This window comes from Shinella zoogloeoides, from assembly GCF_030733845.1.
Lineage (GTDB): Bacteria > Pseudomonadota > Alphaproteobacteria > Rhizobiales > Rhizobiaceae > Shinella > Shinella zoogloeoides_C.
Genome location: NZ_CP132311.1, coordinates 1,130,318 through 1,146,812, shown reverse-complemented (window position 1 = coordinate 1,146,812; position 16,495 = coordinate 1,130,318). Strand labels below are relative to the sequence as shown.

The window sequence follows — 16,495 nt, the reverse complement described above, 5'->3', positions numbered from 1 at the left end:
TCTCGATATCGAACGAAGCCTCCCGGCTGTCACGCCACCGTCACGCCTTGGGCGTGGGGAACTCCGCAAGCCGTGCCGCGTAGCGCGCCATCGTATCGACCTCGAAGTTGACGAAGTCGCCCGCCTTGCGCTCGCCCCAGGTGGTCACTTCCAGCGTATGGCGGATGAGGAGCACGTCGAAGACGGCGCCATCCACCGCGTTGACGGTGAGCGAGGTGCCGTCGAGCGCGATCGAGCCCTTCGGGGCGACGAAGCGCTCCAGCCCCTCCGGCGCGCGGATGCGAAAGCGCGTCGCGTCCCCTTCCGCCTCGATGGAGAGGATTTCCGCCTTGCCGTCGACATGGCCGGAGACGATGTGGCCGCCGAGCTCGTCGCCGATCTTCAGCGAGCGCTCGAGATTGATGTGCGTGCCGGGCTTCCATGTGGCGATCGTCGTCAGGCGCAGCGCCTCTTCCCAAGCCTCGACCTCGAACCAGCGGGCATTGGCCCCCTCTTCCGGCAGTGCCGTCACCGTGAGGCAGGTGCCGGAATGGGCGATGGAGGCGCCCATGTCGATCGTGGCGGGGTCGTAGTTGGTGCGCACGCGCAGGCGGACCCCCTCGTTCATGGGCTCGACCTTCTCCACCGTTCCGATATCCGTGACAATGCCGGTAAACATCAATCGTCTCTTTCGTATTCTTGCAAACTGTCCGCACCATAGCGGGCCGCATGGCGAAGCGAAAACCCGTCCGGCATCCGCCCGGAAACAAATGGGGATGCGACCCCCTCCTTGCCAATAGCCGCCGCGCCGGTGAAAAGCATGATCCGGTCGACGAGACCGGCATCGAGGAAGGATCGCGCCGCGCGCGCGCCGCCCTCGACAAGAAGCGAGGAGATGCCGCGCGTAGCGAGCGCGGCGAGCAGAGCGTCAAGCTCGCGCGGATCGCAGATCAGCACCTCGACGCCGAGTGCCTCCAACGCCTCCTGCCGCGCGGCAAATGCCGGCTCGCTCTTCCTGTCCTTCGCCGTCACGACGATGACCGGCACCTGCCGCGCCGTCCGCGCCAGCTTCGACGCGGGGGAAAGCTCCAGCCGCGGGTCGAGCACGATGCGCACCGGAGAGCGGGTTTCGAGGCCCGGCAGGCGGCAGGTGAGTTCAGGGTCGTCGGCGAGCGCCGTGCCGATGCCGATGAGGATCGCATCCGTCTCCGCCCTCAGGACATGGACCTGTCCGCGCGAGGCCGGGCCGGTGATCGCTACCTGTCCCGCCCCCAGCCGGCCGAGCATGCCATCCGTGGAAACGGCAAGTTTCAGAGTCACATGCGGCCGCTTTTTCGTCTGGCGAGTGAGGTAAGCGGCAAGCGCATTGCGGCCGTCCGACTCCAGCACGCCGGTCTCGACGGCGATGCCGGCGTCGCGCAGCATCGAAAGCCCCCTGCCCGCCACGCGCTCGTCCGGATCGGTCACCGAGACGACGACGCGCGCGACACCGGCGGCGATCAGCGCATCGGCGCAGGGTGGCGTCTTGCCGTGGTGCGAACAGGGTTCGAGGGTGACATAGGCCGTCGCGCCGCGCGCCGCCTCGCCGGCCTCGGCCAGCGCCTGCGTTTCCGCGTGCGGGCGTCCGCCGGGCGCCGTCACGGCGGACGCGACGATCACGCCGTCCTTGACGATCAGGCAGGCGACGGAGGGATTGGTGGCCGTCAGGCCGAGATTGCGGCGGCAGAGGCGGATCGCCGCCGCCATGAAGCGCTCGTCTTCCGTGCGGCCGGACATCTAGCCGTCTGCGCCCGGATCCCGGGCGATCTTGGCGGCGACTTCAGCGAGAATCTTCTCGAAATCGTCGACATGGGAGAAGTCGCGGTAGACCGAGGCGTAGCGCACGAAGCCCACGTCATCGAGCGCCTTCAGCGCTTCCAGCACCTGGAGGCCGATTTCCTCGGACGAGATTTCCGTCTCGCCGGAGCTTTCCAGCCGGCGGACGATCCCTGAGACCGCGCGTTCGATGCGGTCCCGGTCGACGGGCCGCTTGCGAAGCGCGATCTCGAAGGATTTCAGGAGCTTGTCGCGGTCGAAGGGGGCCTTGCGGCCCGTCTTCTTGGCGACCATCAACTCGCGTAGCTGCACCCGTTCGAAGGTCGTGAAACGACCGCCGCAATCCGGGCAGATGCGACGGCGGCGAATGGCGGCCCCGTCCTCTGCGGGACGGGAATCCTTCACCTGCGAATCTTCCGAACCGCAATAGGGGCAGCGCATTCTCTATCCTTACGGGTTACATATAGGGATACATCGGGAAGCGGTCCGTCAGCTTGACGACCTTTTCCCGCACGGCCGCCTCGACGCCCGCATTGCCCTCGTCGGAATTGGCGACCTTCAGGCCGTCGAGAACCTCGACGATCAGGTTGCCGATTTCCTTGAACTCGGCTTCCTTGAAGCCGCGGGTCGTGCCGGCCGGCGTGCCGAGGCGGACGCCCGAGGTGACGAACGGCTTTTCAGGGTCGAACGGGATGCCGTTCTTGTTGCAGGTGACGTAGGCGCGGCCGAGCGCGGCTTCCGCACGCTTGCCGGTCGCGTTCTTCTTGCGCAGGTCGACCAGCATCAGGTGATTGTCGGTGCCACCGGAGACGATGTCGAGGCCGCCGGCCTTCAGCGTCTCGGCAAGCGCCTTGGCGTTCTTGACGACCTGTGCGGCGTATTCCTGGAACTCCGGCTGCAGCGCTTCGCCGAAGGCGACGGCCTTGGCCGCGATGATGTGCATCAGCGGACCGCCCTGGAGGCCCGGGAAGACGGCCGAGTTGATCTTCTTGGCGATATCCTCGTCGTTCGTCAGCACGACGCCGCCACGCGGGCCGCGCAGCGACTTGTGCGTCGTGGTCGTGGCAACGTGGCAATGCGGGAACGGCGACGGATGCTGGCCACCGGCGACGAGGCCGGCAATGTGGGCCATGTCGACCATCAGGTAGGCGCCGACTTCATCGGCGATCTCGCGGAAGCGCTTCCAGTCCCAGATGCGCGAATAGGCGGTGCCGCCGGCGATGATGAGCTTCGGCTTGTTCTTGCGCGCCTTCTCGGCGACGTCGTCCATGTCGAGCAGATGGTCGCCTTCGCGCACACCGTAGGAGACGACGTTGAACCACTTGCCGGACATGTTGACCGGCGAGCCGTGCGTCAGGTGACCGCCCGAATTGAGGTCAAGACCCATGAAGGTGTCGCCCGGCTGCAAGAGCGCGAGGAAGACGGCCTGGTTCATCTGCGAGCCGGAATTGGGCTGCACGTTGGCGAAGTTGACGCCGAACAGCTTCTTGGCGCGCTCGATGGCAAGTTCTTCCGCGATATCGACGAACTGGCAGCCGCCATAGTAGCGCTTGCCAGGATAGCCTTCGGCATACTTGTTCGTCATGATCGAGCCCTGGGCTTCGAGCACGGCGCGCGAAACGATGTTCTCCGAGGCGATCAGTTCGATCTCATGGCGCTGGCGACCGAGTTCCTTCTGGATCGAGCCGAAGATTTCCGGATCGGTATCGGCAAGGGAACGCGTGAAGAAAACGTCGGTGGCGGAAGACTGGCTCATCCTCGAGGCTCCTTAAGGGTGGGTGGCACGGTGTTTACCGTCCTCGCATGGCAAGGGCAATATCCGCTCCACGGTTTGCGCCATTTCCGCACGCCTTATGCGATAAAAGCGACAAGCGCCTTCGCGGCTCCCGCGCTGTCAGGCCGCCTCATCGCCCTTGCGCGATACCGGCGCGATGCCGATGCCGAGCGCATGCATGATCTTCATGACGGTCGCGAATTCCGGATTCCCCTCGCCGCTCAGCGCTTTATAGAGCGCCGGCCGGCTCATGCCAACGTCGCGAGCGAGTTGCGCCATGTTGCGCGCGCGCGCGACGATGCCGAGACAATGGGCAATATGTGCCGCGTCTCCCTCCTCGAAGGCTGCCGAGAGGAATTCGACGATCTCTTCCTCACTGTCGAGATTATGCGCGAGGTCGAACGGTTTGAACGTTGTCTTCTCTTCCATTTTCACTCCTTCCACTCCCGCGCGATCCGTTTGGCTTCCTTGATGTCCCTGCTCTGGCTTCCCTTGTCCCCACCGCAGAGGAGAACGATGACGACCGAACCGCTGCGCATGAAATAGACGCGATAGCCCGGGCCGTGATCGATACGCATCTCGCTGACGCCCTCGCCAACGGGCTTTGCATCTCCGACATGCCCCTGCTCCAGCCGGGCAAGTCGCTGGCGAATGCGAGCGCTCGCACGGTAATCCTTGAGGCCGCCGAACCATTTCTCGAATACGCTGCTCGCGACCAGGGTGAACATCAAGGAAATGTACCCCATAGAGGACACATTTTCAAGCGACCGGCCATTCCACCCATCTCGGAATCAAAAAGCCGCACCCTCCTTCGGGAGGATGCGGCTCGTCGTTTTCACATTATCCCGATTATTGCGGCAGGAGGTCGCTGTCGACGGCCTGTCCGCCTTCCTGGTTGTAGCCGGTCTGGAGGGCGAGTTCGGTGGCGCCGTCCTTCTGGTAGATGTCGTCGCGGAACTGCACGACGCGGTCCTTGGCCGACCAGGCGGTGATGTAGGTGAAGAAAACAGGAACTTCCTCGGCAAGCTTGATCGGCGTGTTGACGCCGCTCTTGATGGTCGCCTCCATCTGCTGGCGCGACCAGCCGGGCGTGTCCTTGAGCAGCCAGAGCGAAAGGTCGCGCACGTTCTGCACGCGCACGCAGCCCGACGATTCGAAGCGCATCAGCTTGTTGAACAGGCCCTGCTGGGGCGTATCGTGCATGTAGACCTGATGCTCGTTGTGGAAGTTGATCTTCGTCGAGGACATCGCGTTGATCTTGCCCGGGTCCTGACGGAACATCAGGTTCGGTGCCTTTTCGGCATTCCAGTCGACCGTCTCCGGCGAAACCTCGGCGCCCGAACCGTCGAAGAGGCGGATCGAGTTGCGCGACAGGTAGGTCGAATCCTTGCGCATCAGCGGCATGATGTCCTTCTGGATGATCGAACGCGGCGCGGTCCAGTAGGGATTGAGGATCACCTCATAGATCTTGGAGTTCAGCACCGGCGACTGGCGATCGATCTTGCCGACGATGGCGGTGTGGCGCGAGGCGACGCGGCCGTCCTCGACGGCTTCGATATAGGCGGCCGGGATGTTAACCATGACGTAGCGGCGGCCAAGATCGCCGGACATCGCCTGCAGGCGCACGAGGTTCGTCTGGAGCTGGCCGAGGCGGACATCGGCAGGAACGTTCAGCGCTTTCAGCGTATACTCGCCGACGGCGCCGTCGGACGGCAGGCCGTGACGGGCCTGGAAGCGCTTGACGGCGCCGTCCACGTAGGAATCGAAGGCACCGTTCGTACCGGCCGAGGGCGGCAGGTCACCCGAGATGATCAGGCGCTGGCGAAGCTGCTGCACGGCCGGATCGGCAACGCCCATTTCGAGCTTCTGCTGCGTGTTGACCGTCGGCCAGCCGCCGCTCGAGACGATGCTCTGGTAGTTGACGATCGCCTGCTGGAGGTAGCCGGAACTGCCGGAACCGAAGATCGGATTGTTGGAGACTACGGTGACGGCAGTACGCGAAGCCTCGGCATCGAACTGGTCATCCCAGTTGCCGCGGCGCGGAGCATTGAGAATGTCGTCGAGCGCCGTCTGGGCCAGCGTCGGCCCGGCCACGGCGGCAGCGCCAAAGGTTGCGGCAGAGCGCAGGAAAGCGCGGCGCGAGAACACATCAATTCCGGTTTTGCGAGACATCTATCCTACCATCTCCTGAGACGCCGCCATCTGCGGCGAGGTGCACGCGGCACATCGACCTGAAGGGTCCATACCCGATGCAGCTATCACGAACAGGGTTAACAAACGCAAACCGGCCCTGCCGTCCGCGCATACCTTAAGCCCAGTGTCCGGGTGTCATAGCAATATGGCCAATTCGTGTCTGGGAGGCTTTGGAGGCGTAGACGCGGATCGCGCGACGTTGTGAAGTTCATCGGGAGGAGGAAAGACGAAAAGACGACAGGAAATGCAAACGTGAAAAACCGGACGCGCAGGGGACGCGGCCGGTTTTCATGGAGGAGGTCGGAAATGGTGCCCGGAATTACAGGCGGTAGAGGATCGAGTCGTTCCAGAAGCGGTCGAGGCGCTGGAGCAGCTTGTTCATCTGGTTGAATTCGCCTTCGCCGATGCCGCCGACCTTCTGGATCGAGCCGATATGACGCTCGTAGAGCTTGGCAACGGTCTCGGCGACTTCCTGGCCGCTTTCCGTCAGGCTGATGCGGACGGAACGACGGTCGATGCGCGAGCGCTGGTGGTTGATGAAGCCGAGGTCGACCAGCTTCTTGACGTTGTAGGAGACGTTCGAGCCGAGATAGTAGCCGCGCGAGCGCAGCTCACCTGCGGTCAGTTCCGAGTTGCCGATGTTGAAGAGCAGCAGCGCCTGGACGGCGTTGACGTCGGAGCGGCCGGCGCGGTCGAATTCGTCCTTGATGACGTCGAGCAGGCGACGGTGCAGGCGTTCGACGAGGTGGAGGGATTCGAGGTAGAGGTTGCGGATCGCGTCTTCCTGCGGATCGACGGCGGGGACCTGCTGCGTCTTGATCTTGGTGTTCATGGTTACTGCCTCACTGTTTTGTTTGGCGGTGTGGTTTGTTTTCCCGCCTTGAGTGAGAACCTAACGAATGCATCTAAAATTCTACTTAAACCGCAGCCTTAACAGCGCCTTACCAGAACGCGACCCTGTCTCAGGGTGAATCACTTCTTACCGTGCGGCTCTGGCGGCGGCGCTGGATGAAGAGCGCCAGGTGGAAAAGCACGAAGACGCCGGCAACGGCGAGGTGCATGAAAACCAGGAGCCGGTTGATTCCGAAAATGGACGGATAGACCTCATGCATGGCGATTTCCGTGGCCGCGGCGATGAGCCAGATCACCGGCCCCCAGGACACGAGAAGCCAGAGGCCGACGGCGGCAACGGGAAAGAGCACGGCGAGCGCCGTGGACGCCGCCTTCCAGGCCGGCGGCAGGAGATCGAACCGCCCCCGCCCGCTGAAGGAGAAGCCCGTCAGCATCGCCCAGTACTGCAGCGCGAACCACAGCGAAGCCACCGCCACCAGCCGCAGGAACAGCATGAAGAGCGTGTCGGTCAGGCTCGGTCTTGGGCCTTTGGCAGAATCAGCAACCATGCCGCGGACAGTAAGGGCAAGACCATCGGGCATAAAGCCCGCAAAACATATCTTGCACGGCCATATGCCGCAGTTCCCCTCCCCTGCGCGCGATTTGATTGACGGGGCCGGCGTGGTAATACGCGCCAAACGACCCCAGCCCAAACGGCCCAGCGAGGAACGGCATCATGACCGGCACAAGGAACATCGTCGACGAGATCACCGGCCACCGCCGCATGCGCCGCAACCGGAAGGCCGACTGGACGCGCCGGCTCGTGCAGGAAAACCGCCTGACCGTCGACGACCTGATCTGGCCGGTCTTCGTCGTGCCCGGCACCAACGTGGTCGATCCGGTCGCCGCCATGCCTGGTGTCAACCGCATGAGCGTGGACAGGCTCGTCGAGGCGGCGAAAGAGGCGGCCGATCTCGGCATTCCGGCGATCACCACCTTCCCCAATATCGAAATGCATCTGCGCGACGAGACCGGGTCGAACAGCCTCGTCGCCGACAACCTGATCAACGAGGCGACGCGCGCCATCAAGAAGGCCGTGCCAAACATCGGCGTCATCACCGACGTGGCGCTCGACCCCTTCACCAGCCACGGCCATGACGGCGTGCTGCGCGGCGACGTCATCGTCAACGACGAGACGGTCGAACTGGTGGCGAAGGCCGCCGTCGTGCAGGCCGATGCCGGCTCCGACATCATCGCGCCATCGGAAATGATGGACGGGCGCATCGGCGCGATCCGCCGGGCGCTCGACGAGGCCGGCCACCAGAATGTCGGCATCATGTCCTATGCGACGAAATTTGCCTCCGCCTTCTACGGCCCCTATCGTGATGCCATCGGCACCGGCGGCCTGCTGAAGGGCGACAAGAAGACCTATTACATCGACCCCGCCAACGGCACCGAGGCGATCCGCGACGCGGCGCTCGACGTCGAGGAAGGCGCGGACATGCTGATGGTCAAGCCCGGCCTTCCCTATCTCGACATCTGCTGGCGCATGAAGGAGGCCTTCGGCCTGCCGGTCTTCGCCTATCAGGTCTCCGGCGAATATAGCCAGATCAAAGCCGCCGCCATGAACGGCTGGATCGACGGCGAGCGCGTCATGCTGGAGACGCTGCTCGCCTTCAAGCGCGCCGGCTGCGACGGCATCCTCAGCTATTTCGCGATGGACGTGGCGCGGCACCTGGCGAAGAAGGGCTGAGCAGGGATGCGTCGCCTCGCGATGTCTCTGCACCCTGGATGCCGGACCTCGTACACCATCCTCTCCTCCGTCATGCCGGCCTTCAGCCGCCGCGCGTCCGCGCGGTGAGAGAACCCGCTGCCCTCCGCGATGACAGATCTTTTGCACTCACGGACGTGAGTGCGCTGGAGGCCGGCTCAAGGCCGGCATGACGGAGGAGAGGTAACGCTGCACTTGTCATCACCTGCCCACCGTTGTTTTCCATCGCAGCATCCCCATATGAAAGCCATGTTCCATTCGGGAGACAGGCAGATGAGCGCTGATTTCAACGAGACGCGGGTTCCGACGACGGACTGGCAGGCCTATCGCGGCGTGCTGTCGCGCCGGATCTTCGCCTTTCTGATCGACTATGCGATCGTCGCCCTCCTGTGGATTCCGGCGGCCGTCGTGGTGTTCTTTCTCGGCATCCTGACGCTCGGCCTCGGTTTCTTCCTCTATCCGGCGCTTTTTGCCATCGTCGCCATGCTCTATTTCGGCCTCACGATGGGCGGTCCCAGCCAGGCGAGCGCCGGCATGAACGTAATGGGCCTCGCGCTCGCACGCGTCGACGGACGACCGGTCGATTTCCTGACGGCGATCGTGCATCTTGTGCTGTTCTGGATCGGCAACGCGCTGCTGACGCCGTTCATCGTGCTTGTCGGCCTCTTCACCGATCGCGGCCGCCTGCTGCACGATCTCCTGCTCGGCACCGTCATGGTCCGCCGCGACCGCTATTGAGGATCGGCAAAGCCGGGCGGGCCAAAACCCTTTTGGCATGCGGCAGTTGACCTTTTTCTGAACTGAGCCATGGTATTGGCATAGAAGCGTCACATAGCGACGGAGTCGCCTCACGGCCGATGAATACGCAGGCAACATCCTCTCCGCAGTTCTATCTCACCGCGCCGGCGGCTTGCCCCTATCTGCCGCAGGAGATGGAGAGGAAGGTTTTTACCCATCTGGTGGGTGAGCGCGCGCCCGAGCTGAACGATCTCCTGACCCAGGGCGGCTTCCGCCGCTCGCAGAACATTGCCTACCGCCCGGCCTGCGAAACCTGCCGCGCCTGCATTTCCGTGCGCATCCTCGTCAACGAGTTCGAGCCCCGGCGCACCATGCGCCGCGTGCTGGCGCTGAACGGCGATCTCGTCTCGCGCGAATATCCGGCCGAGCCGTCCAGCGAGCAATATTCCCTCTTCCGCTACTATCTCGATTCCCGGCACCAGAAGGGCGGCATGTCGGACATGTCGGTGCTCGACTATGCCATGATGGTGGAGGATACCCACGTCAACACGAAGATCATCGAATATCGCCTGCGCGAGGAAGGTTCGGGCCTCCGGGAGCGCCCGCAGGGGGAACTGCTCGCCGTGGCGCTCACCGACCGCATGGGCGACGGCCTTTCCATGGTCTATTCGTTCTATAATCCGGAAGCCGCCGACCGTTCGCTCGGCACCTTCATGATCCTCGACCATGTGCGCCGGGCGAAGGCGCTCGGCCTGCCGCACGTCTATCTCGGCTACTGGGTCAAGGGATCGCGGAAAATGGACTATAAAACAAAGTTTTTGCCGCAGGAGCACCTGATGCCGCGCGGCTGGGAGCGCTATGATGGCGAAAACACCGCCACATAACCTGGAATCGGTCCCGACGTGTCCCCAACAAGCGATCCCGCCCTTCACCGCAAGGGCCTTCTCATCACCGCCATCGGCGGCCTTGCCCTCTCCTTCGACATTCCGCTGATCCGCTCGGCCAACGGCGAGGTCTGGTCGGTTCTGGCGACGCGCAGCATCGCGACCTTCGTGATGGCGCTTCTCGCCTGGTCCGTGGTCCGCTTCGCGCTCGGCAAGCGTGTGGCGCTGGTTCCCGGCCCGCTGGGCCTTTTGATCGGCCTGCTCTACGGCATCAATTCGCTGACCTTCATGCTGGCGGTGTTCAACACCTCGACGGCGAACGTCGTGTTCATCCTCGCCTTCACCTCGATGTTCGCGGCGATCCTCTCCTGGATCTTCCTCGGCGAGCGCCCGTCGAACGCCACGCTTCTCACCATGGCGGCGATGGTCGCGGGCGTGGCGCTGATCGTGCACGATGGCCTGGAAAGCGGCAATTTCTTCGGTGACGCCATGGCGGCCTGCTCGGCCTTCCTGCTGGCATCCGCCATCACCCTCAGCCGGCGCAGCGGCATGGACATGGGCTTCGTGCCGCTCGTCACCGCGATCTTCCCCGGCATCGCGGCCCTCGTCCTCCTACCCGATACGGGCTCCCAGATCGCCAATCCCGGCTTCATCCTGTTCAACGGGCTCATCATGATCCCGCTCGCCTTCTGGTGCCTTGCGACAGGTCCTCGCTACCTCTCGGCCCCGGAAGTCGGCATGTTCTATCTGCTGGAAACGGTGCTCGCGCCGATCTGGGTCTGGATCGTCTTTGCCGAAACGCCCACCACGCAAACCCTCATCGGCGGCTCCATTCTCATCCTCGCCCTCCTCGCCCACTCGCTCTGGCAGATGCGCTCCAGAGCCCGCGCTGCCCGAGACGGCGACACGGCGGCGGAGTTTCCGTTCACGGGATGAAGTGGTAAACTTTCATCCTGTACCCGATGCAAAGGTATGAAGGGGCGCCGACCATGGCGGACAACAAGGAACAACGAGACGATCACTCATTGTCCGACGACGAAAAGACGGCGAAGCAATTGGAAGCCGCACGCAAAGCCATGAAAAAATACAAGGAAGCGCTTCAGGCACTCGCCAAGCATTGACGGCGCGCTTTCTGCGCGACGTCAGCGTCGCCTATTCCGGTTGATCAGCCGCTGAACTTGCCGCTTCTCGGGAAACCCTTCGGCACGGTGCGGCCGGCGGTGGCGCGGTCGCCCATCCATTCGACGAGTTCGTCCTTCGAACGCACGAAGTTGCGGCCAGCGCTGTCGTCCCACGTCAGGCCGTCGGCGATGGCGAAGCAGCGCAGGTCCGAAACGCCGCCGTCCTTGTAGCGCTGCAGGCGCACGCCCTTGCCGCGCGACATTTCCGGAAGCTGTGCCAGCGGGAAGACCAGCATCTTGCGGTTTTCCCCGACGACGGCGACATGATCGCCGCGCACCGGCACAACGAGCTTGGCTTCATCCGGCATGCCGACATTCATCACCTGCTTGCCCTTGCGGGTGTTGGCGACCATCTCGGTTTCCGAAACGACGAAGCCGTTGCCGGCCTGCGAGGCGACGATGACCTTGCGCGACGGATCGTGCACGAAGGCGGTCAGCACGTCCTGGTCGTTCTCCATGTCGACCATGATGCGCAGCGGTTCACCATGGCCGCGGCCGCCCGGCAGCTTGTCGGCGCCGAGCGTGAAGACCTTGCCGCCCGTCGTCACGATCAGCACCTTGTCCGTCGTCTGCGCCGGGAAAGCCACCTTCAGCGCGTCGCCCTCCTTGAACTGGAGGCCGGACGTATCGGCGATATGGCCCTTCAGCGCGCGAATCCAGCCCTTTTCCGAGATGACGACCGTGACCGGCTCCTTCTCGATCATCGCCTGCTGGATCGCCTCGATATCGGCCTCCGGGGCGCTGGCGAACTGGGTACGGCGGCGGCCGAGCTCCGTCGCCTTGGCGAATTTCTTGCGGACCTCGCCGATCTCCCAGGCGACGGTCTGCCATTGCTTCTCGTCGGAGGCGAGCAGCGCCTCGATTTCCGCCTTCTCGTTCGACAGCGTGTCGAATTCCGTGCGGATCTCGAACTCCTCCAGCTTGCGCAAGGAGCGCAGGCGCATGTTGAGGATCGCTTCGGCCTGCACGTCCGTCAGCGAGAAGGTCTCCATCAGCGAGGCCTTCGGCTCGTCCTCCTCGCGGATGATGCGGATCACTTCGTCGAGGTTGAGATAGGCGACGAGGTAGCCGCCGAGGATTTCGAGGCGTCGGTCGATGGCGGCCAGGCGATGCCGCGAGCGGCGCTGCAGAACCTCGCGCCGGTGGGCGAGCCATTCGACCAGCACGTCCTTGAGGCCCATGACGCGCGGCACGCGGCCCATGGACAGGACGTTCATGTTGAGTGGAATACGGCTCTCCAGCTCGGAGAGCTTGAACATCGATTCCATCAGGATCGTCGGATCGACGGTGCGGCTCTTCGGCACCAGCACGATGCGCACGTCCTCGGCCGATTCGTCCCTGACATCCTCGAGCAGCGGCAGCTTGCGGGCGATGAGCAGTTCGGCGATCTTCTCGATCAGCCGCGATTTCTGCACCTGATAGGGAATCTCGGTGATGACGATCTGGTAGCCGCCGCGGCCGAGGTCCTCCGTCTGCCATTTCGAGCGCACACGGAAACCACCGCGGCCGGTCCTGTACGCCTCGACGATGCTCTCGCGGTTGTCGATGATGATGCCGCCGGTCGGCAGGTCCGGGCCCTGCACGAATTCGACCAGCTTCTCCACCTCCGCGTCGGGATTGCGGATGAGATGGAGCGCGGCGTCGCACAGTTCGTGGACGTTGTGCGAGGGAATGGACGTCGCCATGCCGACCGCGATGCCGGAGGATCCGTTCGCAAGCAGGTTCGGGAAGGCGCCCGGCAGGACGACCGGCTCCTCGTCCTCCTCGTTGTAGGTCGGGCGGAAATCGACCGCGTCCTGCTCGATGCCTTCGAGCAGCAGCGAGGCGACCTCGGTCATGCGCGCTTCGGTGTATCGGTAGGCAGCCGCGTTGTCGCCGTCGATATTGCCGAAATTGCCCTGCCCGTCGACGATCGGGTAGCGCTGCGAGAAATCCTGCGCGAGGCGCACCAGCGCGTCGTAGACCGATTGGTCGCCGTGCGGGTGGAACTTACCGATGACGTCGCCGACAATACGCGCGCATTTCTTGAAGGCGGAATTGGACCTGAGACCCAGTTCGCTCATCGCGTGGATGATGCGGCGATGGACCGGTTTCAGGCCATCGCGAACATCCGGAAGCGCGCGCTGCGTGATGGTCGACAGCGCATAGGCGAGGTAGCGCTCTTCCAGCGCCGCCTTCAGATCGACCGGTTGGATGTTGTCGTCTCCGCCGTCCGGCGGCAAAGTGTTTTGTCCCATGGGTCTTGACTAGACGCTTGACCGATTCGCGGCAAGGAATCCGGGCAATCGGCCTGTGGATAGCGGTTTGTAAAGCTTCTTTGAAATCTGCCGGCCGCAATGGAGAATTCCATGGAAACTCTACGCAGCATGAATATATTTGCCGCGCCGCCCGTATAGGAGCGGTAACGGCAAGGCAGCCGTCCAAGAAATCCAGAAAGAGAGCCTATTCATGATGCGCACCTCCCATTTCCGCACCCTCCTCGCCGGCGCAGCGCTCGTCACCCTGGCAAGCCCCGCCTTCGCGCTCGATGGCGCGGATCTGCTGGCCAAGCTGAATGCCACCTATGCCACCAGCGGCGTATCGATCAGCTCCTCGAATGTCGGCGTCGACGGCTCGACCGTGACGCTGGAAGGCACGGAGCTGAAGGCGACGGGCGCCGAGGCGCCGGTGCCGCTCGGCACCGTCACCATGGAAGGCGTCGAGGAAGACGGCGAAGGCGGCTACACGGTCGAGACCGTCTCGTTCGAGGACATCAACGTCACCGAGAAGGAAACGACGGTGACGGCGCAGGACCTCGCGATCACCGGCGTCGTCATTCCCGGCAAGGTCGTTCCCGGCACGCTCGAATCGCTGCTGATGTACGAATCGGCCACCGCCGGCCCGGTCAGCGTCTCCGCCAAGGGCAAGGAAGTCTTCTCCATGTCCGGCATGGAAGCGAACATCACCCGCATGGACGACGATGCCGGCCTCGAATTCGACGCGACGATGTCCGATCTCAAGGCGGACCTCACCTCGGTCGAGGACCCCAAGGCCAAGGAAACGCTCGACAAGCTCGCCCTCCACTCGCTGGAAGGCAAGGTCAGCATGTCCGGTAGCTGGGAACTGGCAAGCGGCAAGATGACCGTCGACGAATACGCCTTCGACTTCAAGGATATCGGCCGCCTCAACGTGACGCTCGCCTTCTCCGGCTACACGCTCGACTTCCTGAAGAGCCTGCAGGAAGCCCTCAAGACAGCCGAGGCGAACCCGAACAAGGAAGAGGCGAACGCTGCCATGGGCATGTCCATGATGGGCCTCGTCCAGCAGCTTACCTTCAACAATGCGTCGATCTCCTTCGAGGATGCCTCGATCACCAAGAAGCTGCTCGACTATGCCGGCGGCGAACAGGGCGTGACGGGCGACCAGATGGCGCAGTCGCTGAAGGGCCTGGTTCCGATCATGATCGCGCAGCTCAACATGCCCGACCTGCAGAACCAGATATCGGCAGCCGTAAACACCTATCTCGACGACCCGAAGAGCCTGAAGATCAGCGCCGAGCCGAAGGAGCCGGTGCCGTTCCCGATGATCATGGGCGCCGCGATGGGCGCACCGCAGACCATTCCGCAGGTCCTCGGCGTCACGGTCACGGCCAACCAGTAACGAGCCGTTCATAGCCTCCAAAATGAAAGGCCCGGAGCAATGCTCCGGGCTTTTTCGTTTCAGTGCCCGCCTTCAGCCGAGAAGGCCGCGTGCTCCTTGTCGTGCAGGGCGAAGCGGTCGAGCATGTGGGCGCTCGCCTCGTTGACGCCGGCCACCGAGACATCGATGCCCTGCCGGCGATATTTGAGGACGATCTTGTCCAGCGCGCCGACGGCGGTGATGTCCCACAGATGCGCCCGCGTGACATCGATCGTGACCTTGCGCAGCGGCTCGGCGAAATCGAAGGCGGCGATGAAGCTCTCCGCCGAGGCGAAGAATATCTGGCCGTCGACATGGTAGATGCGTTCATCGCCCGCATCGTTCAGCACGGAACGAACGTGGAAGAGCTTTGCCACCTTGCTGGCGAAGAACACGCCCGACAGGAGAACGCCGACCAGCACGCCCTTGGCAAGGTCGTGCGTGCCGACGACGGTGCAGACCGTCGCGAGCATGACGATGGAGGACGACAGCGGATTGCGGCGCAGGTCGAGGATCGAGCGCCACGAGAAGGTGCCGACCGAGACCATGATCATGACAGCGACCAGCGCGGCCATCGGGATGATGCGCACGAGATCGTCCAGCACGAGGATGAGGAACAGCAGGAAGCTGCCGGCGACGAAGGTGGAAAGCCGCCCGCGGCCGCCGGAGGTGACGTTGATCACCGACTGGCCGATCATGGCGCAGCCGCCCATGCCGCCAATGAGGCTGGAGGCGATGTTGCTCGCCCCCTGCCCGATGCATTCCTGGCTCTTCGAGCTCGGTGTGTCCGTCATATCGTCGACGATCTGGGCCGTCAGCAGCGATTCGAGCAGGCCGACCGCGGCCAGCGCCACCGAATAGGGGAAGATGATCTGCAGCGTCTCGAAGGTCAGCGGCACCTGCGGCAGGGCGAAGATCGGCAAGGCGGAGGGCAGCTCGCCGAGGTCGCCGACGGTGCGCAGGTCCAGCCCGCCCCAATAAGCGATGCCGGTCAGCACCAGAATGGCGACGAGCGGCGACGGGATGGCCCTGGTGACGTATGGAAAGAGGTAGATGATCGCAAGCCCCCCAGCGATCATGACATAGGTCAGGCCCGGTACTCCGATGAGTTCCGGCATTTGCGCCATGAAGATCAGGATCGCCAGCGCATTGACGAAGCCGGTGATGACCGAGCGCGACACGAACCGCATCACACGGCCGAGCTTGAGGAAGCCGGCGCCTATCTGGATCAGGCCCATCAGCAGCGTGGCGGCGAAGAGATATTCGAGGCCGTGCTCCTTCACCAGCGTGACCATGAGGACGGCGGTGGCGGCCGTCGCCGCGGAGATCATGCCCGGGCGGCCGCCGGTGAAGGCGGAGACGCAGGCGATGGCGAAGGAAGCGAAGAGCCCGACTTTCGGATCGACACCGGCAATGACCGAAAAGCCGATGGCCTCGGGAATGAGGGCGAGCGCGACGACGATGCCGGAGAGAATGTCGGCGCGAATGTTCGAGAACCACTCGCGCTTGTAGGCTATCAGATTGAACATGAAAATATCCGCAAGAGTAGTGCATCCAGACCGGACGGTATCCGGCATGTGAACTGGTTTGATGCTTTTGCGTTGTCTGGCGGATCGGCGGCCAGAAGAGCCACCCGGAGTTTCACCGGGTCCGGGGTGAATGGCCCCGTATA

Annotated in this window: 17 protein-coding genes and 1 other annotated feature; of the genes, 6 read left to right on the top strand and 11 right to left on the bottom strand. The window is 63.6% G+C overall.

The annotated features are described in order from the left end of the window. Positions 1-40: 40 nt before the first annotated feature. The 9 genes from Q9316_RS06630 to Q9316_RS06590 all read right to left on the bottom strand — a co-directional run bounded on the left by Q9316_RS06630 (position 41) and on the right by Q9316_RS06590 (position 7,161). On the bottom strand, positions 41-658 hold the full coding sequence (locus Q9316_RS06630; RefSeq protein ID WP_306034431.1) for a riboflavin synthase: 618 nt from the start codon (positions 656-658) through the stop codon (positions 41-43). Then, entirely contained in the window at positions 658-1,755 is a 1,098-nt protein-coding gene (ribD, locus tag Q9316_RS06625) for a bifunctional diaminohydroxyphosphoribosylaminopyrimidine deaminase/5-amino-6-(5-phosphoribosylamino)uracil reductase RibD (RefSeq protein WP_306034430.1), read from the bottom strand. The genes Q9316_RS06630 and ribD overlap by 1 nt, the downstream gene beginning before the upstream one ends. After that, positions 1,756-2,235, bottom strand: coding sequence for a transcriptional regulator NrdR (gene nrdR / locus Q9316_RS06620; RefSeq protein WP_306034429.1), 480 nt, complete (start codon positions 2,233-2,235; stop codon positions 1,756-1,758). 16 nt (positions 2,236-2,251) lie between these two features. Beyond that, positions 2,252-3,550, bottom strand: a complete 1,299-nt coding sequence (gene glyA / locus Q9316_RS06615; RefSeq protein WP_306034428.1) for a serine hydroxymethyltransferase — start codon at positions 3,548-3,550, stop codon at positions 2,252-2,254. 138 nt (positions 3,551-3,688) lie between these two features. Continuing rightward, complete coding sequence (locus Q9316_RS06610; protein WP_306034427.1) at positions 3,689-3,997, bottom strand: addiction module antidote protein; 309 nt, start codon at positions 3,995-3,997, stop codon at positions 3,689-3,691. A 2-nt stretch (positions 3,998-3,999) separates the two neighbouring features. Beyond that, positions 4,000-4,296 (bottom strand): type II toxin-antitoxin system RelE/ParE family toxin, encoded by a 297-nt coding sequence (locus tag Q9316_RS06605; protein ID WP_306035234.1) that lies wholly within the window; start codon positions 4,294-4,296, stop codon positions 4,000-4,002. Between the two features lie 121 nt (positions 4,297-4,417). Further along, a complete protein-coding gene (locus tag Q9316_RS06600) occupies positions 4,418-5,740 on the bottom strand; it encodes a L,D-transpeptidase family protein (RefSeq protein ID WP_306034426.1) in 1,323 nt (440 codons plus the stop codon). Positions 5,741-6,080: 340 nt separating this feature from the next. Next, entirely contained in the window at positions 6,081-6,593 is a 513-nt protein-coding gene (gene ldtR, locus Q9316_RS06595; RefSeq protein ID WP_306034425.1) for a transcriptional regulator LdtR, read from the bottom strand. A gap of 130 nt (positions 6,594-6,723) precedes the next feature. Then, on the bottom strand, positions 6,724-7,161 hold the full coding sequence (locus Q9316_RS06590) for a DUF6163 family protein (protein WP_306034424.1): 438 nt from the start codon (positions 7,159-7,161) through the stop codon (positions 6,724-6,726). Between the two features lie 167 nt (positions 7,162-7,328). On the opposite strand from Q9316_RS06590, the gene hemB reads away from it, so the two are divergent. From hemB to Q9316_RS06565, 5 genes are all read left to right on the top strand, one after another. Further along, positions 7,329-8,345 carry a porphobilinogen synthase gene (hemB, locus tag Q9316_RS06585; protein ID WP_306034423.1) on the top strand — a complete coding sequence of 339 codons (1,017 nt, stop codon included), beginning with the start codon at positions 7,329-7,331 and terminating at the stop codon, positions 8,343-8,345. Positions 8,346-8,636: 291 nt separating this feature from the next. Next, positions 8,637-9,101 (top strand): RDD family protein, encoded by a 465-nt coding sequence (locus Q9316_RS06580; protein WP_064329698.1) that lies wholly within the window; start codon positions 8,637-8,639, stop codon positions 9,099-9,101. Between the two features lie 119 nt (positions 9,102-9,220). Further along, a complete protein-coding gene (locus tag Q9316_RS06575; protein WP_306034422.1) occupies positions 9,221-9,985 on the top strand; it encodes an arginyltransferase in 765 nt (254 codons plus the stop codon). An 18-nt stretch (positions 9,986-10,003) separates the two neighbouring features. Continuing rightward, positions 10,004-10,921 (top strand): DMT family transporter, encoded by a 918-nt coding sequence (locus tag Q9316_RS06570; RefSeq protein ID WP_306034421.1) that lies wholly within the window; start codon positions 10,004-10,006, stop codon positions 10,919-10,921. Positions 10,922-10,974: 53 nt separating this feature from the next. Next, the gene (locus Q9316_RS06565; protein ID WP_306034420.1) at positions 10,975-11,106 is read left to right on the top strand and encodes a hypothetical protein; all 132 of its coding nucleotides are present in this window, start codon (positions 10,975-10,977) and stop codon (positions 11,104-11,106) included. Positions 11,107-11,150: 44 nt separating this feature from the next. Here the strand turns inward: Q9316_RS06565 and parC are convergent, their stop codons facing one another. Further along, entirely contained in the window at positions 11,151-13,403 is a 2,253-nt protein-coding gene (parC, locus tag Q9316_RS06560) for a DNA topoisomerase IV subunit A (protein WP_306034419.1), read from the bottom strand. A gap of 211 nt (positions 13,404-13,614) precedes the next feature. Between parC and Q9316_RS06555 the strand changes: the two genes are divergently transcribed. After that, positions 13,615-14,805 carry a hypothetical protein gene (locus Q9316_RS06555; protein ID WP_306034418.1) on the top strand — a complete coding sequence of 397 codons (1,191 nt, stop codon included), beginning with the start codon at positions 13,615-13,617 and terminating at the stop codon, positions 14,803-14,805. Positions 14,806-14,864: 59 nt separating this feature from the next. On the opposite strand, the gene Q9316_RS06550 is transcribed toward Q9316_RS06555, so the two are convergent. Then, positions 14,865-16,352, bottom strand: a complete 1,488-nt coding sequence (locus Q9316_RS06550; RefSeq protein WP_306034417.1) for a SulP family inorganic anion transporter — start codon at positions 16,350-16,352, stop codon at positions 14,865-14,867. 70 nt (positions 16,353-16,422) lie between these two features. Beyond that, positions 16,423-16,478: a sequence feature (sul1 is cis-regulatory element that is thought to sense ions involved in sulfur or methionine metabolism; They are found in Alphaproteobacteria), on the bottom strand. Between the last annotated feature and the right edge of the window lie 17 nt (positions 16,479-16,495).

What these genes read in the sequence shown, in the direction of transcription:
- Q9316_RS06630 (WP_306034431.1), bottom strand. Translation starts at nt 658, where the DNA reads ATGTTTACCGGCATTGTCACGGATATCGGAACGGTGGAGAAGGTCGAG.
- ribD (WP_306034430.1), bottom strand. Translation starts at nt 1,755, where the DNA reads ATGTCCGGCCGCACGGAAGACGAGCGCTTCATGGCGGCGGCGATCCGC.
- nrdR (WP_306034429.1), bottom strand. Translation starts at nt 2,235, where the DNA reads ATGCGCTGCCCCTATTGCGGTTCGGAAGATTCGCAGGTGAAGGATTCC.
- glyA (WP_306034428.1), bottom strand. Translation starts at nt 3,550, where the DNA reads ATGAGCCAGTCTTCCGCCACCGACGTTTTCTTCACGCGTTCCCTTGCC.
- Q9316_RS06610 (WP_306034427.1), bottom strand. Translation starts at nt 3,997, where the DNA reads ATGGAAGAGAAGACAACGTTCAAACCGTTCGACCTCGCGCATAATCTC.
- Q9316_RS06605 (WP_306035234.1), bottom strand. Translation starts at nt 4,296, where the DNA reads ATGTTCACCCTGGTCGCGAGCAGCGTATTCGAGAAATGGTTCGGCGGC.
- Q9316_RS06600 (WP_306034426.1), bottom strand. Translation starts at nt 5,740, where the DNA reads ATGTCTCGCAAAACCGGAATTGATGTGTTCTCGCGCCGCGCTTTCCTG.
- ldtR (WP_306034425.1), bottom strand. Translation starts at nt 6,593, where the DNA reads ATGAACACCAAGATCAAGACGCAGCAGGTCCCCGCCGTCGATCCGCAG.
- Q9316_RS06590 (WP_306034424.1), bottom strand. Translation starts at nt 7,161, where the DNA reads ATGGTTGCTGATTCTGCCAAAGGCCCAAGACCGAGCCTGACCGACACG.
- hemB (WP_306034423.1), top strand. Translation starts at nt 7,329, where the DNA reads ATGACCGGCACAAGGAACATCGTCGACGAGATCACCGGCCACCGCCGC.
- Q9316_RS06580 (WP_064329698.1), top strand. Translation starts at nt 8,637, where the DNA reads ATGAGCGCTGATTTCAACGAGACGCGGGTTCCGACGACGGACTGGCAG.
- Q9316_RS06575 (WP_306034422.1), top strand. Translation starts at nt 9,221, where the DNA reads ATGAATACGCAGGCAACATCCTCTCCGCAGTTCTATCTCACCGCGCCG.
- Q9316_RS06565 (WP_306034420.1), top strand. Translation starts at nt 10,975, where the DNA reads ATGGCGGACAACAAGGAACAACGAGACGATCACTCATTGTCCGACGAC.
- parC (WP_306034419.1), bottom strand. Translation starts at nt 13,403, where the DNA reads ATGGGACAAAACACTTTGCCGCCGGACGGCGGAGACGACAACATCCAA.
- Q9316_RS06555 (WP_306034418.1), top strand. Translation starts at nt 13,615, where the DNA reads ATGATGCGCACCTCCCATTTCCGCACCCTCCTCGCCGGCGCAGCGCTC.
- Q9316_RS06550 (WP_306034417.1), bottom strand. Translation starts at nt 16,352, where the DNA reads ATGTTCAATCTGATAGCCTACAAGCGCGAGTGGTTCTCGAACATTCGC.